20 protein-coding genes are annotated in these 18,565 nt (G+C 54.9%); 12 read left to right on the forward strand and 8 right to left on the reverse strand.

Annotated features, from left to right (window positions below; genetic code table 11):
- Nucleotides 1-159: 159 nt before the first annotated feature.
- The gene (gene yccA / locus ABIE02_RS03475; protein ID WP_032617416.1) at nucleotides 160-819 is read left to right on the forward strand and encodes an FtsH protease modulator YccA; all 660 of its coding nucleotides are present in this window, start codon (nucleotides 160-162) and stop codon (nucleotides 817-819) included.
- Between the two features lie 86 nt (nucleotides 820-905).
- Nucleotides 906-1,235 carry a sulfurtransferase TusE gene (gene tusE, locus ABIE02_RS03480; RefSeq protein ID WP_032617485.1) on the forward strand — a complete coding sequence of 110 codons (330 nt, stop codon included), beginning with the start codon at nucleotides 906-908 and terminating at the stop codon, nucleotides 1,233-1,235.
- On the opposite strand, the gene yccX is transcribed toward tusE, so the two are convergent.
- Nucleotides 1,232-1,513, reverse strand: coding sequence for an acylphosphatase (gene yccX, locus ABIE02_RS03485; RefSeq protein ID WP_059308338.1), 282 nt, complete (start codon nucleotides 1,511-1,513; stop codon nucleotides 1,232-1,234). The two genes, tusE and yccX, sit on opposite strands and share 4 nt — an antisense overlap.
- 277 nt (nucleotides 1,514-1,790) lie before the next feature.
- Here yccX and rlmI point away from each other — a divergent pair, with 277 nt between their 5' ends.
- Nucleotides 1,791-2,981 (forward strand): 23S rRNA (cytosine(1962)-C(5))-methyltransferase RlmI, encoded by a 1,191-nt coding sequence (gene rlmI / locus ABIE02_RS03490; protein ID WP_032617413.1) that lies wholly within the window; start codon nucleotides 1,791-1,793, stop codon nucleotides 2,979-2,981.
- Between the two features lie 60 nt (nucleotides 2,982-3,041).
- Nucleotides 3,042-3,359 carry a heat shock protein HspQ gene (gene hspQ / locus ABIE02_RS03495; protein WP_032617412.1) on the forward strand — a complete coding sequence of 106 codons (318 nt, stop codon included), beginning with the start codon at nucleotides 3,042-3,044 and terminating at the stop codon, nucleotides 3,357-3,359.
- Nucleotides 3,360-3,396: 37 nt separating this feature from the next.
- Here hspQ and ABIE02_RS03500 read toward each other — a convergent pair whose 3' ends face one another.
- Nucleotides 3,397-3,810 (reverse strand): CoA-binding protein, encoded by a 414-nt coding sequence (locus ABIE02_RS03500; protein ID WP_032617411.1) that lies wholly within the window; start codon nucleotides 3,808-3,810, stop codon nucleotides 3,397-3,399.
- A 171-nt stretch (nucleotides 3,811-3,981) separates the two neighbouring features.
- On the opposite strand from ABIE02_RS03500, the gene csgI reads away from it, so the two are divergent.
- Together csgI and mgsA are read left to right on the forward strand one after the other, a co-directional pair.
- Entirely contained in the window at nucleotides 3,982-4,644 is a 663-nt protein-coding gene (csgI, locus tag ABIE02_RS03505; protein WP_032617410.1) for a curli synthesis inhibitor, read from the forward strand.
- 79 nt (nucleotides 4,645-4,723) lie between these two features.
- A complete protein-coding gene (gene mgsA / locus ABIE02_RS03510) occupies nucleotides 4,724-5,182 on the forward strand; it encodes a methylglyoxal synthase (protein ID WP_032617409.1) in 459 nt (152 codons plus the stop codon).
- A 105-nt stretch (nucleotides 5,183-5,287) separates the two neighbouring features.
- On the opposite strand, the gene helD is transcribed toward mgsA, so the two are convergent.
- On the reverse strand, nucleotides 5,288-7,342 hold the full coding sequence (gene helD / locus ABIE02_RS03515) for a DNA helicase IV (protein WP_151583867.1): 2,055 nt from the start codon (nucleotides 7,340-7,342) through the stop codon (nucleotides 5,288-5,290).
- A gap of 123 nt (nucleotides 7,343-7,465) precedes the next feature.
- Between helD and ABIE02_RS03520 the strand changes: the two genes are divergently transcribed.
- Nucleotides 7,466-7,912 carry a YccF domain-containing protein gene (locus ABIE02_RS03520; RefSeq protein ID WP_032617407.1) on the forward strand — a complete coding sequence of 149 codons (447 nt, stop codon included), beginning with the start codon at nucleotides 7,466-7,468 and terminating at the stop codon, nucleotides 7,910-7,912.
- 18 nt (nucleotides 7,913-7,930) lie between these two features.
- Entirely contained in the window at nucleotides 7,931-10,066 is a 2,136-nt protein-coding gene (gene yccS / locus ABIE02_RS03525; RefSeq protein ID WP_130589068.1) for a YccS family putative transporter, read from the forward strand.
- On the opposite strand, the gene ABIE02_RS03530 is transcribed toward yccS, so the two are convergent.
- Nucleotides 10,051-10,677 carry a TfoX/Sxy family DNA transformation protein gene (locus tag ABIE02_RS03530; RefSeq protein ID WP_059308343.1) on the reverse strand — a complete coding sequence of 209 codons (627 nt, stop codon included), beginning with the start codon at nucleotides 10,675-10,677 and terminating at the stop codon, nucleotides 10,051-10,053. The genes yccS and ABIE02_RS03530 overlap by 16 nt on opposite strands.
- Nucleotides 10,678-10,894: 217 nt before the next feature.
- Here ABIE02_RS03530 and sulA point away from each other — a divergent pair, with 217 nt between their 5' ends.
- Both sulA and ompA read left to right on the forward strand, forming a co-directional pair.
- A complete protein-coding gene (sulA, locus tag ABIE02_RS03535) occupies nucleotides 10,895-11,404 on the forward strand; it encodes an SOS-induced cell division inhibitor SulA (protein WP_032617403.1) in 510 nt (169 codons plus the stop codon).
- Nucleotides 11,405-11,758: 354 nt separating this feature from the next.
- Nucleotides 11,759-12,814: a porin OmpA gene (ompA, locus tag ABIE02_RS03540; protein ID WP_103792031.1), complete on the forward strand. Its 1,056-nt coding sequence runs from the start codon at nucleotides 11,759-11,761 to the stop codon at nucleotides 12,812-12,814.
- 66 nt (nucleotides 12,815-12,880) lie between these two features.
- On the opposite strand, the gene matP is transcribed toward ompA, so the two are convergent.
- Nucleotides 12,881-13,336 (reverse strand): macrodomain Ter protein MatP, encoded by a 456-nt coding sequence (matP, locus tag ABIE02_RS03545; protein ID WP_032617400.1) that lies wholly within the window; start codon nucleotides 13,334-13,336, stop codon nucleotides 12,881-12,883.
- 185 nt (nucleotides 13,337-13,521) lie between these two features.
- On the opposite strand from matP, the gene ABIE02_RS03550 reads away from it, so the two are divergent.
- Nucleotides 13,522-15,282, forward strand: a complete 1,761-nt coding sequence (locus ABIE02_RS03550; RefSeq protein WP_230431343.1) for an AAA family ATPase — start codon at nucleotides 13,522-13,524, stop codon at nucleotides 15,280-15,282.
- Nucleotides 15,283-15,350: 68 nt separating this feature from the next.
- Nucleotides 15,351-15,869, forward strand: coding sequence for a bifunctional 3-hydroxydecanoyl-ACP dehydratase/trans-2-decenoyl-ACP isomerase (gene fabA, locus ABIE02_RS03555; protein ID WP_032617398.1), 519 nt, complete (start codon nucleotides 15,351-15,353; stop codon nucleotides 15,867-15,869).
- A 72-nt stretch (nucleotides 15,870-15,941) separates the two neighbouring features.
- Here fabA and rmf read toward each other — a convergent pair whose 3' ends face one another.
- The 3 genes from rmf to pqiB form a co-directional block, all read right to left on the reverse strand.
- Entirely contained in the window at nucleotides 15,942-16,109 is a 168-nt protein-coding gene (gene rmf, locus ABIE02_RS03560; RefSeq protein ID WP_032617397.1) for a ribosome modulation factor, read from the reverse strand.
- 254 nt (nucleotides 16,110-16,363) lie between these two features.
- Complete coding sequence (gene pqiC, locus ABIE02_RS03565; protein WP_155166537.1) at nucleotides 16,364-16,927, reverse strand: membrane integrity-associated transporter subunit PqiC; 564 nt, start codon at nucleotides 16,925-16,927, stop codon at nucleotides 16,364-16,366.
- Nucleotides 16,927-18,564: an intermembrane transport protein PqiB gene (gene pqiB, locus ABIE02_RS03570; RefSeq protein ID WP_032617484.1), complete on the reverse strand. Its 1,638-nt coding sequence runs from the start codon at nucleotides 18,562-18,564 to the stop codon at nucleotides 16,927-16,929. Before pqiB ends, pqiC begins: the two co-directional genes overlap by 1 nt.
- Nucleotide 18,565: the final 1 nt, after the last annotated feature.

Genomic DNA, 18,565 nt, shown 5'->3' on the forward strand with positions numbered 1-18,565 from the left:
CTGACAAACCGCGGTTCGTTCTGCATATGGCGCGTTGTGGAAAATTTCATGCTGGCTCTGTCCCTAAGACGCTGAGTAAAGATGGGTAAAACCACTTTGTAACCGGCGCGTCGTTTTCTATTCTTGCCGTTAATTACATCTGTCATAAGAGAGTGACTCATGGATCGTATTATTAGTTCTTCACGCGACCGCACATCGCTGCTCAGCACCCACAAGGTGCTACGCAATACTTACTTCATGCTCAGCCTGACGCTGGCCTTTTCCGCACTGACGGCCACCGCCAGTACGGTGCTGATGCTGCCGTCTCCGGGGCTGATTCTGACGCTGGTTGGTATGTACGGTCTGATGTTCCTGACCTACAAAACCGCTGATAAGCCGGTGGGTATTTTATCCGCGTTCGCCTTCACCGGTTTCCTGGGTTATATCCTGGGGCCAATGCTTAACACCTATCTGTCTGCCGGTATGGGCGATCTGATCGGTCTGGCACTGGGGGGCACAGCGCTGGTGTTCTTCTGCTGTTCCGCTTACGTGCTGACCACCCGCAAAGACATGTCTTTCCTTGGCGGTATGCTGATGGCGGGCATCGTCGTGGTGCTGATCGGTATGGTGGCGAACATCTTCCTGCAGCTGCCGGCCCTGCACCTGGCCATCAGCGCGGTGTTCATCCTGATTTCTTCCGGGGCGATCCTGATGGAAACCAGCAACATCATTCATGGCGGCGAGACTAACTACATACGCGCTACCGTGAGCCTGTATGTGTCGCTGTATAACATCTTTGTCAGCCTGCTGAGCATCCTGGGCTTCGCCAGCCGCGATTAACCCATAGTGCTACATAAAAAGCCCCGCTTATGCGGGGCTTTCTTTTTTGGTAAACTGCCGCGGTTTTCGATAAACCTGTGATGATTATGCTGAACTTTGAAGGTAAAGAGATTGAGACCGATAGCGAAGGCTATCTGAAAGAGACCAGCCAGTGGAGCGAAGGCCTGGCGGCGGTCATTGCTGAAAAAGAGTCAATCGCTCTGACGCCAGAACACTGGGAAGTGGTGCGCTTCGTGCGTGATTTTTATCTGGAATTTAACACCTCCCCCGCCATCCGCATGCTGGTAAAAGCGATGGCCAATAAGTATGGCGAGGAGAAAGGCAACAGCCGCTACCTGTATCGTCTGTTCCCGAAAGGCCCGGCAAAACAGGCGACAAAGATCGCCGGCTTGCCTAAGCCCGTGAAGTGCATTTAATAGCGAATACCAAAATTGACGTAATCCCGTTCGGGTTGATGCGGCTCTGACAGAACCTTCTCAACCCGGGCGATACGTGGCCCGCCCGCTTTAAGCCAGTCGAGCAGTTTCTCGACCTGTTCCGCCTCGCCACAGGCCACCACCTCGACGCTACCGTCATCCATATTGCGCGCGTACCCGGTCAACCCCAGTTCAGTGGCTTCTCGCTGGGTGCTGTAACGAAAGCCAACGCCCTGAACCGTGCCGTGGACCCATGCGATTGTGCAGACTTTTGCCATGTTCTGTCCCCTTATCCGTATCTGGCCCTGAACCCAAAGAATAGCAAATTATGGCCGGGCGATTCGCACAGCGTTTTAACTGAGCAGCCGTAATGTTGTCGGAAACGGGCTGTAAAACGCAGGCTGGCAACAACAGTGTAATCCGCTGCGAACAGGTAATTCGCCTGAATAATTTTTGATTTATGCCGCAACGCTCAACGGTACCCGCAGATGATTGCCCCCGGCCATCTGTGCTACTCTACGCGCCATTTCCCTGGAATCGACAGAATAGTAAATTATGAGTGTACGTTTAGTGTTAGCCAAAGGGCGCGAGAAATCCTTGTTGCGCCGCCATCCCTGGGTCTTCTCCGGCGCGGTCGCCCGTATGGAAGGCAAAGCCAACCTCGGTGAAACCATTGATATTGTCGACCATCAGGGTAAATGGTTAGCGCGTGGCGCCTACTCGCCTGCGTCCCAGATCCGCGCGCGCGTCTGGACCTTCGATAAAGATGAAACCATCGACATCAATTTCTTTGTTCGTCGTCTGCAGCAGGCGCAGCAGTGGCGCGACTGGCTGGCAAAACGCGACGGGCTGGACAGCTATCGCCTGATCGCCGGTGAATCCGACGGTCTGCCGGGTGTGACCATCGACCGTTTCGGCAACTTCCTGGTGCTGCAACTGTTAAGCGCGGGCGCTGAATATCAGCGTGCGGCGTTAATCAGCGCCCTGCAGGCGCAGTATCCTGAATGCGCCATTTACGATCGCAGCGACGTTGCGGTGCGTAAAAAAGAGGGGATGGAGCTAACTCAGGGCACCGTCACCGGTGAACTGCCACCAGCCCTGCTGCCGATTGAAGAACACGGCATGAAACTGCTGGTGGATATTCAGGGTGGCCATAAAACCGGTTACTACCTTGATCAGCGTGACAGCCGTCTGGCGACCCGCCAGTACGTTGCTGATAAACGCGTGCTGAACTGCTTCTCCTATACCGGCGGTTTTGCGGTCTCGGCGCTGATGGGCGGTTGCAGCCAGGTGGTCAGCGTTGATACGTCCCAGGAAGCGCTGGACGTGGCGAAGCAGAACGTGGCGCTGAACAAGCTGGATCTGAGCAAAGCCGAATTTGTGCGCGACGATGTTTTCAAGCTGCTGCGTAAATACCGCGACCAGGGCGAGAAGTTTGACGTTATTGTGATGGATCCGCCAAAGTTCGTGGAAAACAAAAACCAGCTGATGGGTGCCTGCCGTGGATACAAAGACATCAATATGCTTGCGATCCAGCTGCTTAACCCCGGCGGCGTGCTGCTGACCTTCTCTTGTTCCGGCCTGATGACCACCGAATTATTCCAGAAAATTATCGCGGATGCCGCTGTAGATGCTGGTCGTGATGTACAATTTATAGAGCAGTTCCGTCAGGCGGCCGATCATCCGGTGATCGCTACCTATCCGGAAGGGCTGTATCTGAAAGGATTTGCCTGTCGCATCATGTAACTTGAAAAGTGGAATGTTGCCCTCACCTATAGTGTAAGTAACGTTTCCCGGGAGGTGACTATGATTGCCAGCAAATTCGGTATCGGCCAGCAGGTCCGCCACTCCCTGTTAGGATACCTGGGCGTGGTCGTGGATATCGACCCGGAATATTCCCTCGATGAACCGTCAGCCGATGAGCTGGCGGTGAACGCAGAACTCCGCGCCGCCCCCTGGTACCACGTGGTGATGGAAGACGACGAAGGCCAGGCCGTGCATACCTATCTTGCCGAAGCCCAACTGAGTGGCGAACAACAGGATGAACACCCTGAACAGCCTTCCATGGATGAACTGGCGCAAACGATCCGCAGACAGTTACAGGCCCCGCGCCTGCGCAACTAACGAAAACCCGGTAGCCGGTGGCTGACCGGGTTTTTTATTACTTCGCCATTCCCAGACGTGGGATCTCAATCGCCGGGCAGCGATCCATGACGACATTCATCCCCGCCTCACGCGCCAGCTCCGCGGCCTGTTCATTAATAACCCCGAGCTGTAACCAGAGGGTTTTCGCCCCGACGGCAACGGCTTCCTGCGCGACACCCCAGGCGGCTTCAGAATTACGGAACACATCCACCATATCGATTTTTTCCGGTACCTCTGCCAGAGTGCCGTACCCCTGCTGGCCCAACAGCGTCTTACCTGCCACTTTTGGTGATACCGGGATCACGTGATAGCCCTGATCGAGCAGGTATTTCATCACCCGATAGCTGGGACGGTCGGGTTTATCGCTTGCCCCTACCAGCGCAATGGTCCGGGTGGTGGACAGGATCTCAGCAATATCATTCTGTTTCATGGATTTCCTCCTGGCGTATTCATCATCAATATTCATGCAGTGAAAGCAACCTGCCATCCCATACGTCCGCATGAGGGCAAATGCCCAGATTATGTCTATATGTTAGTAAATATGATTTAAGAAAAAATTTGATACATTATTCATGACGCGCGTCTTTTAAGAGGGTTTTTTATGAAAACCGGCATTGCCTGGAGTCTGTTTGCGCTGCTCATGCCGGTTTGCGTTTTTGCCACAACGCTGCGGCTCTCTACGGACATCGATCTGCTGGTACTGGACGGAAAAAAGGTCTCCAGTTCACTGCTGCGCGGCGCGGACAGCATCGAGCTGGACAATGGCCCTCATCAGATTGTGTTTCGGGTAGAGAAGACCATTCGCCTCGGCAATCATGAAGAACGGGTTTATATCTCCCCTCCCCTGGTCGCCAGTTTCAACACCCAGCGCATCAGTCAGGTTAATTTTAGTCTTCCCCGGCTGGAAACAGAAAAAGAGTCGCAACTTTTTGATCATTCACCGCATATTGAATTACTGGATGGCGATGCGACCCCGATTCCGGTGAAGCTGGATATTCTGGCGATCACCGATACGCCTTCCGGCGTGAATTACGAATACGATACCGAGCGATATAACAAAGCCGGACAGAGCGCCTCAATACCGCAATTCTCCACCACCATGGCCGACGACAGTACGCTGCTATCTGGCGTGTCCGAGCTGGATATGCCGCCGCCGCAGTCGCAGAACCTGACTGAGCAGCGGCTCAAATACTGGTTTGCCCAGGCCGATCCCGAGACCCGTAGCCGTTTTCTGCAATGGGCGAAGCAACAACCCTCGTCCTGAGCCGCATTTTTTACCCCTTTCCCTTGCAGCGTCAGGTGCTTCCAGTAATCTGTAACCAGTTAACTAACGGATAGAGATTATGGAACTCACAACTCGCACACTGCCGGACCGCAAACATATCGCGCTGGTGGCGCACGATCACTGCAAACAGATGCTGCTCAACTGGGTCCAGCGCCACAAATCCTTGCTGGAAAAACACCAGCTTTCTGCCACCGGCACCACCGGTAATCTGATCCACCGCGAAACCGGGCTTCAGGTCAATGCCATGTTGAGCGGCCCGATGGGCGGCGATCAGCAGGTGGGCGCGCAGATTTCGGAAGGAAAGATTGATGTGCTGATCTTCTTCTGGGATCCCCTGAATGCAGTCCCGCACGACCCGGACGTGAAAGCGCTACTGCGCCTGGCCACGGTATGGAACATTCCGGTCGCCACCAACCTGTCGACGGCGGATTTTATTATTGCTTCTCCGCAGTTCAACGACCAGGTAGAGATATTGATCCCGGATTATCAGCGCTATCTGGCTGAACGCCTGAAATAAATACCCGCCCTGCCGGGTAGCGGCTTCGCCTTACCCGGCTTACAAAACCCCTAAACCGCATGACCCGTAGGCCCGGTAAGCGCAGCGCCACCGGGTAAAACACCGCTACGGTTTACGCGCCACCGGCACATCAATGTCCTTTAAAATCTCCACAAAGCGCGACGGCTGCTCTTTATTGAATAACAGCCAGACGCGGTGACGGGCGCGGGTCATCGCCACGTACAATAATCGTCGCTCTTCGGCATCGGGAAAATCTTCCACCACTGGCAGCAAAGCCTGCTCCATTACCGATTCGCGCGCCGGTGCCGGGAAACCATCGCTCCCTTCCTGCAACCCTACCACAATCACATAATCTGCCTGCTGCCCCTTGCTGGCATGGATGGTCATAAAATCCAGCTGTAGTTTCGGCCAGCGGGTCGCGGCTTTCTCCAGGCTGGCGGGCTTAAGGTGGTGATATCGCGCCAGCACCAGAATGCGCTCCTCCGGCCTGGCGTAACCGCTGAGTTTATCCAGCAGGGCATCGAGTTGATCCTCTGCAAGCAGGGTGACCGCTTTTTTGTCGCCTGCCGACAGGCTGTTCAGCGGTTTTGCCAGTTGGTTCGGGTTCTGCTGAATAAACCGGTTGGCGATCTCGCCGATCCGGTTATTGAAACGGTAGGTGGTATCGAGATCGCAGCGATCGCCTTCGCCAAAATAGTGATGGAACGCCGTGGTCAATGACAGCTGGGCACCACTAAAACGGTAGATCGCCTGCCAGTCGTCCCCGACAGCAAACAGGGTGGTTTGTTTATTCTGCGCCCGCAGCGCCGCCAGCAGGGCTGCGCGCTGAGGAGAAATATCCTGAAACTCATCCACCAGAATGTGCTTCCACGGGCTAATAAAGCGACCTTTTTCAAGAATAATGATGGCCTGATGGATCAACCCGGAAAAATCGACGGCATTTTCTTCCTTAAGGGCAGTTTTCCAGGCTTTTAACAGCGGGGCCATTAACTTCACCCGTTTTGAGAACAAGGCCCGGATCTCTTCGGGCGCGCCCGCAATCATCTCAGCCTGAGCGCCACCATGCATCCGCATCAGGCTCACCCAGCGATCGAGCCGCGGGGCCAGTCGGCGCGCCAGCTTCTCGTTTTGCCAGAAACTGCCTTCCGGCACGCTCCACTCCAGCTCCTCTTCCAGCCACTGACGCCAGCCCTTGGCCTGCGCTTTTTTCTCGCTGCACTGTTGTTGCCAGGCCTCGATAAAGATCTTTTGCCGCGCCACGGTGTCATTCTCAAGCTGGCTGACGACCGGCACCTTTTTACTCCCCTGCTGAATGATGTGCAGGGCCAGGGAGTGGAATGTTCTGGCGGTAATGTCGCGGGTGTGCAGCCGGGCCTCGATTCGCTCATCCATCTCCTGGGCCGCTTTGCGGCCAAATGCCAGGAGTAAAATTTGGTCGGGGACGGCTTCATTGCGGGTCAGGAGCCAGCCCGCCCGCGCCACCAGCACCGAGGTTTTCCCGCTGCCGGCTCCCGCCAGCACCAGCAGCGACTGCTCGCCGTTAACCACGGCCCGGGCCTGGGCCGGGTTAAGAGGAGATGACTCTATACCGGCAAAAAAATCGGCATACTGGCTGAGCATGGCGGTGGTCCACGCCTGGTTGTGCGCCAGCCGGCTCTGGTCAATATCCTCCAGCCATGCCCGACACTGGCGCCAGGCTTCCCGACAGTTATCAAACTCGTCCAGCCGCGAGACCGACAGCGGCAGCGCCTGCAACGCCTGATTAATTTTTTGCTGCAGGCCCAGCGTTTTCTCCCGCGTCAGCCAGCTGTTTTGCTCATTGCTGGTGGTAATGTCATTCAGCGCGTTTTGCAATACCTGCGCCGCCACCTCGCTCATTTCAGCACTCCATTGCTGCCAGAGCGTGTTCAGATGGTGATGAAAACGCTGGGTTTCCGCCCACTCCGTCCCGTGCAGACGCACCACTTTCTCTTCGGGCAGGACAAACTCCAGCTCGCCCCAGACCAGGCCGCGCTTACAGTGAATGGCGAGCAGCTGGTTGAAGGGAATGAGATATTCGTGACGTTCGCCGGAGACTTTTACCCCGGCGTTGAGCAGAACGACTTTGTCGTACGGATGTTGTGCCAGGCGCTTGCCCAACGAAGTTGCTTTCAGTTCCATGTCCAGCCCGATCCACGACGTGAATAATTGCCTGATAGTTTAACTGCCAGTTTTCAGGTGCTCCAGCGCAAAAAAACGTTACAATCAGCAGGGCTTCAACATTATGGAAAGAATTGAGGTTTTATGCGTACCGTTCTGAATATTTTGAATTTTGTCCTGGGTGGGTTTGCCACTACGCTCTCCTGGCTGCTGGCAACCCTGGTCAGCGTGGTCCTGATCTTCACCCTGCCGCTGACGCGTTCCTGCTGGGAGATCACCAAACTTTCGCTGGTCCCGTTTGGTAATGAAGCGGTCCATGTGGATGAGCTGGAACCTGGCAGCAAAAACGCGCTCATGAATACCGGCGGAACGCTGCTCAATATTCTGTGGCTGATCTTTTTCGGCTGGTGGCTGTGTTTGATGCATATTGTGGCGGGGATCGCGCAGTGCATTACGATTATCGGCATCCCTGTCGGGATCGCCAATTTCAAAATTGCCGCCATTGCCCTGTGGCCTGTCGGACGCCGGGTCGTCCCGGTGGAAGTTGCCCGTGCTGCGCGTGAGGCCAACGCCCGCCGTCGTTTTCCGTAACAAGGATCCCGTGCGCTTATGCTAAGCCCGCTGCTTCGCCGCTACACCCTCAACAGCGCCTGGCTGTATAACGCCAGAATCTTTATTGCCCTCTGTGGCAGCACCGCCCTGCCCTGGTGGCTGGGGGATGTGAAGCTGACCATTCCGCTGACGCTGGGCGTCGTGGCCGGGGCGCTGGCCGATCTGGATGACCGTCTCGCCGGTCGGCTGCGCAATCTGGTCATCACGCTGATCTGCTTTTTTATCGCCTCGGCGTCGGTGGAGCTGCTCTTCCCGTGGCCATGGCTTTTCGCCATCGGACTGACGCTTTCCACCAGCGTCTTTATTCTGCTGGGCGGGTTGGGCCAGCGCTACGCCACCATCGCCTTTGGCGCTCTGTTGATTGCTATCTATACCATGCTGGGAGTGTCACTTTACGATCAGTGGTATCAGCAACCGGTTCTGCTGTTGCTGGGGGCGGTCTGGTATAACCTGCTCACCCTTGCCGGGCATCTCATCTTTCCTATTCGCCCGTTGCAGGACAATCTGGCCCGCAGCTATGAGCAGCTGGCGCATTACCTGGAGCTAAAATCCCGCCTCTTCGACCCCGATATTGAAGATGACGGCCAGGCACCGCTGTACGATCTGGCTTTGGCGAACGGTCAACTGGTGACCACGTTAAACCAGACCAAAGCCTCTCTGCTCACCCGCTTGCGCGGCGATCGCGGCCAGCGTGGCACCCGCCGCACCCTGCACTACTATTTTGTGGCGCAGGATATCCATGAGCGTGCCAGTTCATCACATATTCAGTACGCCACCTTGCGCGAGAAGTTTCGCTATAGCGATGTCATGTTTCGCTTCCAGCGGCTGCTCTTTATGCAGGCGCAGGCCTGCCAGCAGTTGTCACGCTCCATCCTGCTGCGCACCCCCTATCAGCACGATCCGCGTTTTGAGCGGGCCTTCACGCACCTGGATGCAGCGCTCGATCGCGTTCAGGCCAGCGGGACCTCTGCCGAACAAATGAAAGCGCTGGGTTTTCTTTTGAGCAACCTGCGCGCCATTGATGCCCAGCTCGCCACTATCGAATCCGGGCAAGCCCAGGCGATGCCCGGTAACGATGTCGAAAACCAGCTTGCCGACGACAGTCTTAACGGTTTTAGCGATATGTGGCTGCGCTTAAGCCGCAACTTTTCACCTGAATCGGCACTGTTTCGCCACGCCGTCAGGATGTCGGTGGTGCTCTGTATTGGCTATGCCTTTATACAGGTGACCGGGCTTGACCATGGCTACTGGATTTTGCTGACCAGCCTGTTTGTCTGCCAGCCCAACTACAACGCCACCCGCCACCGGCTTGCGCTGCGTATTCTCGGTACGCTGGTGGGGGTCGCCATCGGATTGCCGATTCTTTACTTTGTCCCTTCAGTGGAAGGCCAGTTGATCTTAATTGTGATCACCGGGGTGCTGTTTTTTGCGTTTCGCAATGTGCAGTACGCGCATGCGACTATGTTCATAACCCTGCTGGTTCTGCTCTGTTTCAACCTGCTCGGGGAAGGCTTTGAAGTGGCGCTGCCGCGCATCATCGATACCCTCATTGGCTGCGCCATTGCCTGGGCCGCGGTGAGCTTTATCTGGCCAGACTGGCGCTTCCGTAACCTACCCCGCGTGCTGGATCAGGCGATGAACGCTAACTGCCGGTATCTGGATGCCATCCTTGAGCAGTATCATCAGGGCCGGGATAACCGACTGGCGTATCGCATCGCCCGGCGCGATGCGCACAACCGCGATGCAGAGCTGGCGTCGGTGGTCTCGAACATGTCCACGGAGCCGCGGGCGACGGCGGAAACACGTGAAGTCGCATTCCGCCTGTTGTGCCTGAACCATACTTTTACCAGCTACATCTCGGCGCTGGGCGCACACCGTGAGCGGCTGACCAGCCCGGCCATCCTGGCGTTGCTGGATGACGCCGTTTGCTATGTCGATGATGCGCTTCATCAACGCCCGGCGGATGAGCCTCGTGTTCAGCAGGCCCTGTCCGAACTGGCGCAACGCATTTCGCATATTGAACCGGGTGCCGAGACCAAAGCGCCGTTAGTGCTGCAGCAAATCGGTCTGCTTATTGCGTTGCTGCCAGAAATTTGTCGTTTACAGCAGCACGTGAATCAACTGCCAGAGTGAGGACTGTTCTCTACCGGTAGCGTTTTGTACCACTCCACCAGCTCCCGGCGCCTGAGCTCCGGGAGCGCTGCTTCATGCAGCCCCACTATCGCCCCCTCCAGCGCAAACAGCACTTTGTAACTCAAATGCTTGTTAAGCGCTCTGATCTTTAGCCAGCTCTGCTCAGCACCGAGGGCGCGTAGTGCTGCTTCGTTGGTGATGCCCGCCTCATTCAGCAGAATCTCAAGCTGAAAGTTGAGATTGGGTAAATCTTTCAGCCTGTCGCGTTTGTACCGCTCACGGCGCTCCCGCCGCGCGGCTTCGAGAGCAAGTGAAGAGAGCTGTAAAAGCTTATTCTGATCCTGCCAGAGCGCCTCATCGACACGGTAATAATTCAGCAATACCGCGCGCCCCCGCTTCATCAGCGTCAGATAAGAGGTGGTATTTTTGGCGCAATACGGTGCGCTCTCTTCACAGGCACGCAGGTACAACTCCCCATCTGACACCATCGCAAAGACTGCGTCATCCACCGCCAATGTGTATCCGCCAAACAGGGCGCGATGCTGGACCTCTCCGAGGGGTGAAAGATATTTCGTGGATTGATAGATCCGCTCGTAGGATAACTTTTTCATGATATTTCCCTTTTAAATCATGGAGTAATGGTGCAGTCATTTGTTAACGGATCCGTTAGCCAAAAAATAGGTAACTTATGATTGAACGGCAAGATGATTTTTCAATACGCCTCAATAACAAACCAAATTTGCGAGGCGCTTTCCGAAAATGAAGTTGATCTTTAGACGTACAGGGGTTACTGTATATCCATACAGTAACTACAGGGCTGGATTGATTATGTACTCTTCAGGCTATGCAAACCGTTCAACAACTTTCTCTTCTTCTGCCGGCAAAAGTGCACGGAGTTCCGCTGCTTATATGACCACCGGGCTGATTAGTGAAGTGCTTTACCGTGAAGACCAGCCCATGATGACGCAGCTGTTATTGCTGCCCCTGTTACAGCAGCTTGGTCAGCAGTCTCGCTGGCAGCTGTGGCTCACGCCGCAGCAGAAATTAAGTCGGGAATGGGTGCAATCCGCAGGTTTACCGCTCACCAAAGTGATGCAGGTTAGCCAGATGGATCCCTGCCATACTGTAGAATCCATGGTGAGAGCGCTGCGTACCGGGAATTACAGCGTAGTGATTGGCTGGTTTACGGAAGAGCTAACCGAAACGGAACAATATCGACTGGCCGAAGCGGCCGAAGAAGGGAATGCACTCGGCTTCATTATGCGTCCCGTCAGGATGAACGCTCACGGCAACGGACACCTTTCTGGGCTAAAAATTCACTCAAATTTGTATCACTAAGTAAAAATAAGAGTTTTCCTGGAATTTTTTTTGCACGCGCTGTACGCCATTGGTTCCCCTTCTAAAAGCCGCGACAAGTCTTGTCTGCCGCGGCTTCCTCCAGTTTAGCACGCCCAAATCTTCGCCAGAAATGTTAAATATTGTGTATATAAAACTTTTTTTTTCATATGCCTGACGGAGTTCACACTTGTAAGTTTTCAGGTACGTTGTAGACTTTACATCGCCAGGGGTGCTCGGCCTAAACCGAAGATATCGGTAGCTTTACTCTTTGTCCCCGCCCCCCGGTGAAGGATTTAACCGTGACTCTCATTGAGATTCTCATGGCGATTTTTGGATGATAACGAGGCGCAAAAAATGAAAAAGACAGCTATCGCGATTGCAGTGGCACTGGCAGGTTTCGCTACCGTAGCGCAGGCCGCTCCGAAAGATAATACCTGGTATGCAGGTGGCAAACTGGGCTGGTCTCAGTTCCATGACACTGGCTGGTATAACGATGCTCTGAACAACGACGGCCCAACTCACGAAAGCCAGCTGGGCGCAGGCGCGTTCGGTGGTTATCAGGTTAACCCGTACGTTGGTTTCGAAATGGGCTACGACTGGCTGGGCCGCATGCCTTACAAAGGTGACAACGTTAACGGTGCATTCAAAGCACAGGGCGTTCAGCTGACTGCTAAACTGGGCTACCCAGTAAATGACGCTGTAGACATCTACACCCGTCTGGGCGGCATGGTATGGCGTGCAGACTCCAGCAACAGCATCGCTGGCGACGACCATGACACTGGCGTTTCTCCAGTATTCGCAGGTGGCGTTGAGTGGGCAATGACCCGTGACGTTGCTACCCGTCTGGAATACCAGTGGGTTAACAACATCGGCGACGGCAACACCGTTGGTGTTCGTCCAGACAACGGCATGCTGAGCGTAGGTGTTTCCTACCGTTTCGGCCAGCAGGAAGAAGCAGCGCCAATCGTTGCTCCAGCGCCAGCACCAGCTCCAGAAGTACAGACCAAGCACTTCACTCTGAAGTCTGACGTTCTGTTCAACTTCAACAAAGCTACCCTGAAACCAGAAGGTCAGCAGGCACTGGATCAGCTGTACACCCAGCTGAGCAACCTGGATCCTAAAGATGGTTCCGTAGTTGTTCTGGGTTACACCGACCGTATCGGTTCTGACGCTTACAACCAGGGTCTGTCCGAGAAACGTGCTCAGTCCGTTGTTGACTACCTGATCTCTAAAGGTATCCCGGCTAACAAGATCTCCCCACGTGGTATGGGCGAATCTAACCCAGTTACCGGTTCTACCTGTGACAACGTGAAAGCTCGCGCTGCACTGATCGACTGCCTGGCACCAGATCGTCGCGTAGAGATCGAAGTTAAAGGCATCAAAGACGTTGTAACTCAGCCAGCGGCATAAGTTATCGTCTGACAAAAAACCCCGCCATGTTGCGGGGTTTTTTATTGCCTGAAGAAAAGGAAAACCCTACTTCTTACCAGCCAGCAGCGCCTTGAGATCGGTTTTCAGGGTCGACATCTGACTGGCGTACTTCTCTTTATGTTCCGCATCTTCGATCAGCTGCACGATCGTTTCTGACAGGGTTTTACCGCGGCGCTGGGCCAGCCCGGCCAGCCGTTGCCAGACCATAAACTCCAGATCGATCGACTTCTTCCGCGTATGCTGGTGCTCGGCATTAAAATGCCGTTTCCGCCGCGCGCGGATGGTCTGCTTCATGCGGTTCAGTAGCGCCGGATTGATGTGTTTATCTATCCAGCCGTTGACCAGAATGGGTTCATTTTCGAGGGTCAGCAATAAATTCACAGCTTCTTTTGCGGCACTGGCTTCGAGGTAGCACGTGATCAATTCCCCTTCACGGTGTTTTTTGACCAGATACTTCCATTTCCAGCCGCTTTCGAGATTTTCCAGTTGTTGGTATTTCATCGCGATCTCAGTGTGACCGTGTAACTCTGTTCAGAATATCAGTTTTTTGGCAATCTGCTGAAAAGAAATCATATCCTGTGACACGCGGTGATGCATTCATCTCTTGAAACGCCCATTCCCCATGGGCAGAGCCTGCACCTTACGGTATACTCCATCGTTTTACTTCTGACTAAAAAACATCAACTTTGACCATTACGAAACTTGCATGGCGTGACCTCGTTCCTGATACCGATAGCTATCAGGAACTGTTTGCACAGCCAGATCTCGCGAAAGAACACGAATACATCCTCAGTGACACACAGCCCCGTTTGCATTACGCACTGGAGCAGGTGTTAAGCCCGTGGGCAACCTCACCGTTCATGTTGTTGAAAGCGCCAGACGAAGCGGAGTACCTGAGTCTTCTGGCGGATGCCATGCGGCAGCTGCAACCAGAAACCGGGACGGTCTTTGGGGGTGAATACAGCATCAGCGGCCACAGCGTCACCTTTGAACCCGCCACCGTACCCGATGGCCGTTTTGCGGTCACAGGCAATATCGTTCCGGCGGGCTGGACAGAAGCAGAACAGCTGTTCGGCTGCCTGCGCCAGTTCAATGGCGAAATAACCCTGCATCCCGGTCTGGTCCATCAGGCCAATGGCGGCGTGCTGCTCATCTCTCTGCGCACGCTGCTGGCCCAGCCGCTGCTGTGGATGCGTCTGAAAAACAGCGTTAACCAGCAGCGCTTTGACTGGGTGACCTGGGATGAGTCTCGCCCTCTTCCGGTTGCCGTGCCTTCTATGCCGCTCTCCCTGAAAGTGGTATTGATTGGCGATCGCGAAGCGCTGGCTGATTTCCAGGAGATGGAACCCGAGCTGGCCGACCAGGTGGTGTACAGCGAGTTCGAAGACAGCACACAGATCGCCGATGCCGAAGATATGCAGCAATGGCTCCAGTGGGTGCTTACCGTTTGCGAACGTGCGCAGTTGCCTACCCCGGCAGCCGATGCCTGGCCCGTGCTGATCCGCGAGGCGGTTCGCTACACCGGCGATCAGGAGACCCTGCCGCTTTGCCCGCTCTGGCTTGGCAAGCAGCTGCGTGAAGCTGCGGCCATGACTGATGACGACACTATTACCGGCGAACAGCTCTCCCAGATGCTGTTGCAGCGAGAGTGGCGCGAAGGCTACCTGGCCGATCGCATGCAGGATGAGATCCTGCTTGAGCAGATCCTGGTCGAAACGGAAGGTGAACGCGTCGGACAGATCAATGCCCTGTCGGTGATCGAGTTCCCGGGCCATCCGCGCGCCTTTGGCGAGCCGTCTCGTATCAGCTGCGTTGTACACATTGGTGACGGTGAGTTTATCGATGTGGAACGTAAAGCCGAGCTGGGCGGGAACATTCATGCCAAAGGCATGATGATCATGCAGGCTTATCTGATGTCGGAACTGCAGCTTGAGCAGCAGATCCCCTTCACCGCCTCGCTGACTTTCGAGCAATCCTACAGTGAAGTCGATGGCGACAGCGCTTCAATGGCAGAACTGTGCGCATTAATCAGCGCCCTTGCCGATGTGCCGGTGAATCAGAGCATTGCCATCACCGGTTCGGTGGATCAGTTTGGTCGTGCGCAGCCGGTCGGCGGTCTGAATGAGAAGATCGAAGGCTTCTTTAACGTTTGCCAGCAACGCGGCCTGAACGGTAAACAGGGCGTTATTATTCCACTGCCGAACGTGCGTCATCTCAGCCTCAGTCAGGCGCTGCTGACCGCGGTAGAAGAGGAACAATTCAGTCTCTGGGCCATCGAAGACATTGCAGATGCGCTACCCTTACTGACAAACCTGGAGTGGGATGCTGAAGGGCAGACGACGTTAATGAACACCATCCAGGAACGTATTGCGCAGGCAACACAACAGGAAGCACGGCATCGTTATCCCTGGCCGTTACGCTGGTTGAACTGGTTCACGCCGAACTGATCGGACTTGTTCAGCGTACACGTGTTAGCTATCCTGCGTCCTTCACTAAAATAAGGCATACTGAGAACATGGTAGATAAACGCGAATCCTATACAAAAGAAGATCTTCTTGCCTCTGGTCGCGGTGAACTGTTTGGCGAAAAAGGCCCGCAGTTACCGGCCCCGAACATGCTGATGATGGACCGTGTCGTTAAGATGACGGAAACCGGCGGCAACTTCGATAAGGGTTACGTAGAAGCAGAGCTTGATATCAACCCGGACCTGTGGTTCTTTGGTTGCCACTTTATTGGCGATCCGGTGATGCCAGGCTGCCTGGGTCTGGACGCAATGTGGCAGCTGGTTGGTTTCTACCTCGGCTGGCTGGGTGGCGAAGGCAAAGGCCGCGCCCTGGGCGTTGGCGAAGTGAAATTCACCGGTCAGGTTCTGCCGACCGCGAAAAAAGTCACCTACCGTATCCACTTCAAACGCATTGTTAACCGTCGCCTGATCATGGGCCTGGCGGATGGCGAAGTGCTGGTCGACGGTCGTCTGATCTACACCGCGAATGACCTGAAAGTGGGTCTGTTCCAGGATACTTCCGCATTCTGATTTTTGCTTTTACCGAAGCATAAAACGGCGAAACCTCCGCACTGCGGAGGTTTCTTTTTTAAAGAGACGCTATCAAGCAAGTACTGCCCTGTCTCCGATGGCTTCTCGCCAGCCCCCTAACCATTGCGACCTTTGATTGATGGTCTGATAGGGACACATTTCTTTAGAACGTCCGGCGATGCCAGCCTGATAACCACGTTGATGAGCCCTTTCAAGGCGATCTCGTTTCTGTCTCTTCATGCCTCGTTTCCCTCATTATTTGATCTGGTGGAAAAGAAAACAGTGATTACAAAACGTGCAACCACAGATAACGAATACCCTGATTAGCGTTGATCGTCAATGCGCAAAATTCACGCCAGTGTCATATTTGTGACCAACTCAAAAGATCATTTGTACAAAAAGTGTGATGCGGCACAAGTAACGGCCTGAGCATAAACCAAAAAAAAGCCGCAATTAGCGTGACGCTAACTGCGGCCTAATGCGATGAATTTTACTTATGGCAGTCGGGAAATCTCTCTGGCAATGCTCGCAGACTCCTGCGCCCACCCTTGTGCCAGCACTTTCACCATCTCATCGTAGCCATCTTTTTGCTGCTTCAACTCAAGATGGAAAGGTCGCTTAATCAACTGACCCTGATGTTTCAGCAACCATTCCCCACTGACAATCACCCTGCCATCATAGCGACCATGGAAGTTAGTCACGTTGACGTTCAGCGTATCCTGGTCGCTTCCCAACGGCTGCGAAGCCACCACCCATCCCGGCAGCTGGCTACCGAGATTAGCGACCAGCGTGTTACGCAGCTGCTGGTCCAGCGGGCTGGCCCACAGGTTGTTATTGGCGATGACATACTGCACATCGCTGGTTTGATATACCACGCCATTACCGGCCAGGTAATCCGGGACGGCCACCTGCTCTACCCACAGCAGGCGGTTCCCCTGACTGGCGATACTTTGCCCACCCGCTTGCGCTGCGACAGGCAACTGGTAATAGCTCTTGTTCTCTGATGAGCTACAGGCGGTCAGAAGCGCCACTGCGGTGATCATTAGCCATTTTTTCATTATTTAGCCCCCTTCGGCTCAGGGTCCTTTTTGTCTTTCGCTTCGAATACCAGCGCGTTGCTCTTCGTATTCAGCGTCTTCAGTACCGGCTGCAGTTCACGCAGAACCTGATCGAGGCGCTGCATATCCGCCACCATTTTGTTGTACGCCGCTGAACCCGGCTGGAAGCCCTGCATACTGCGGTTCAGCTCACGCAGCGTTTTCTGCATGTCCTGCGGCAGCTGCTGCATCGACTGGCTGGCGGTCAGCTTGTTAAGGTTATCCAGCGTGGTTTGCAGACGACGCATTGTCGCCTGGCTCTCGCTAAGCGTATTGGTGGCCTGTTGAATCATCGGATTGAGCGGCAGACTGTTGATCTTGTCGAGCGTTTCCATCAAACGCTGTTGGATCTGCGCCAGACCACTGCTCACGGTTGGGATGATTTTGTAGCCCCCAAACTCGCGGATCGCTTTTACCGGCGGCTCTTTCGGGAAGAAGTCCATATCCACGTATAGCGCGCCCGTCACAAGGTTACCGGTTTTGAGCGAGCCGCGCAGGCCGCGCTTCATCAATCCGTCGATATGCTGAGCGATGTCAGGCGTATCGCCAACCTGATTAATCAGACGCTCCGGTTCAATGCGGATCAGCACCGGAATACGGTAATCGTCATCCAGCACCTGACGCATCCCCGGCGCAAAGAACGGCACTTTGCCGACGGTGCCAAGGCGGATGCCACGGAACTCAACCGGCGCGCCCGGCTGCAGGCCACGAACAGAATCTTTGAAGAACATCAGGTAGTCGATGTGGTCGGTATAAAGCGAATCCTGAATGCTCTTCTGATCGTCATACAGTCTGAACGCGGTTTTCTGCGCCACGGGCTGTCCCTGATCCATCCCTTCCGGCACGTCAAAGCTCACGCCGCCGCCAAACAGCGTGGAGAGGGAACCCATCTCGACGCGCATGCCTGCGGAGGTTAAGTCAACGGCGATGCCGCTGTCTTTCCAGAAGCGCACGTTGCCCGTGACCAGACGATCGTTCGGCGCATTGATGAACAGCTGATAGCTGATGGTGCGCTTTTGCGTGTCAAAGGTACTGGTTTCAACAGAACCGACCCGATAACCGCGGAACAGCACCGGATCGCCCGGACTGAGCTGACCGGCTTTTTTACTGTCGAGGATCACGCGGATCCCCTTCGCATCCGGCGGCGCCAGCGGCGGAGAGTCCAGCAATTGATACTGCTCCGGTTGAGCACCTTTTTTCCCCGGCTGCAGTTCGATGTAGGCCCCGGATAACAGGGTTCCCAGGCCGCTAATGCCTTCGCGCCCCACCTGTGGTTTCACCACCCAAAACACCGAGTCGCCATGCAGCAGCTTTTCCATACCGGCATTGAGGCGGGCGGTAATTTCTACGTGCGTCAGGTCGTCGGTCAGGGTCGCGCTCTCGACCACCCCTACATCTACGCTGCGGCTCTTGATGGTCGTTTTACCGCCCTCAATTCCTTCGGCGTTGGTGGTGATCAGCGTGACAACCGGGCCTTGATGGCTGTAATGATAAAACAGGATCCAGGCACCGATCAGCGCGGTCACAATGGGGAAGATCCACACCGGTGACCAGTTTTTGACCTTCTGGACTTTCGCCTCTCCACTCTTATTTTCCATG

Origin of the sequence: Leclercia sp. 1548, from assembly GCF_050435045.1 — a bacterium.
Taxonomy (GTDB): domain Bacteria; phylum Pseudomonadota; class Gammaproteobacteria; order Enterobacterales; family Enterobacteriaceae; genus Enterobacter; species Enterobacter adecarboxylatus.

Bases quoted from the DNA above. Each gene is read 5' to 3' on its own strand.
- yccA (WP_032617416.1), top strand. From the start codon at position 160: ATGGATCGTATTATTAGTTCTTCACGCGACCGCACATCGCTGCTCAGC.
- tusE (WP_032617485.1), top strand. From the start codon at position 906: ATGCTGAACTTTGAAGGTAAAGAGATTGAGACCGATAGCGAAGGCTAT.
- yccX (WP_059308338.1), bottom strand. From the start codon at position 1,513: ATGGCAAAAGTCTGCACAATCGCATGGGTCCACGGCACGGTTCAGGGC.
- rlmI (WP_032617413.1), top strand. From the start codon at position 1,791: ATGAGTGTACGTTTAGTGTTAGCCAAAGGGCGCGAGAAATCCTTGTTG.
- hspQ (WP_032617412.1), top strand. From the start codon at position 3,042: ATGATTGCCAGCAAATTCGGTATCGGCCAGCAGGTCCGCCACTCCCTG.
- ABIE02_RS03500 (WP_032617411.1), bottom strand. From the start codon at position 3,810: ATGAAACAGAATGATATTGCTGAGATCCTGTCCACCACCCGGACCATT.
- csgI (WP_032617410.1), top strand. From the start codon at position 3,982: ATGAAAACCGGCATTGCCTGGAGTCTGTTTGCGCTGCTCATGCCGGTT.
- mgsA (WP_032617409.1), top strand. From the start codon at position 4,724: ATGGAACTCACAACTCGCACACTGCCGGACCGCAAACATATCGCGCTG.
- helD (WP_151583867.1), bottom strand. From the start codon at position 7,342: ATGGAACTGAAAGCAACTTCGTTGGGCAAGCGCCTGGCACAACATCCG.
- ABIE02_RS03520 (WP_032617407.1), top strand. From the start codon at position 7,466: ATGCGTACCGTTCTGAATATTTTGAATTTTGTCCTGGGTGGGTTTGCC.
- yccS (WP_130589068.1), top strand. From the start codon at position 7,931: ATGCTAAGCCCGCTGCTTCGCCGCTACACCCTCAACAGCGCCTGGCTG.
- ABIE02_RS03530 (WP_059308343.1), bottom strand. From the start codon at position 10,677: ATGAAAAAGTTATCCTACGAGCGGATCTATCAATCCACGAAATATCTT.
- sulA (WP_032617403.1), top strand. From the start codon at position 10,895: ATGTACTCTTCAGGCTATGCAAACCGTTCAACAACTTTCTCTTCTTCT.
- ompA (WP_103792031.1), top strand. From the start codon at position 11,759: ATGAAAAAGACAGCTATCGCGATTGCAGTGGCACTGGCAGGTTTCGCT.
- matP (WP_032617400.1), bottom strand. From the start codon at position 13,336: ATGAAATACCAACAACTGGAAAATCTCGAAAGCGGCTGGAAATGGAAG.
- fabA (WP_032617398.1), top strand. From the start codon at position 15,351: ATGGTAGATAAACGCGAATCCTATACAAAAGAAGATCTTCTTGCCTCT.
- rmf (WP_032617397.1), bottom strand. From the start codon at position 16,109: ATGAAGAGACAGAAACGAGATCGCCTTGAAAGGGCTCATCAACGTGGT.
- pqiC (WP_155166537.1), bottom strand. From the start codon at position 16,927: ATGAAAAAATGGCTAATGATCACCGCAGTGGCGCTTCTGACCGCCTGT.
- pqiB (WP_032617484.1), bottom strand. From the start codon at position 18,564: ATGGAAAATAAGAGTGGAGAGGCGAAAGTCCAGAAGGTCAAAAACTGG.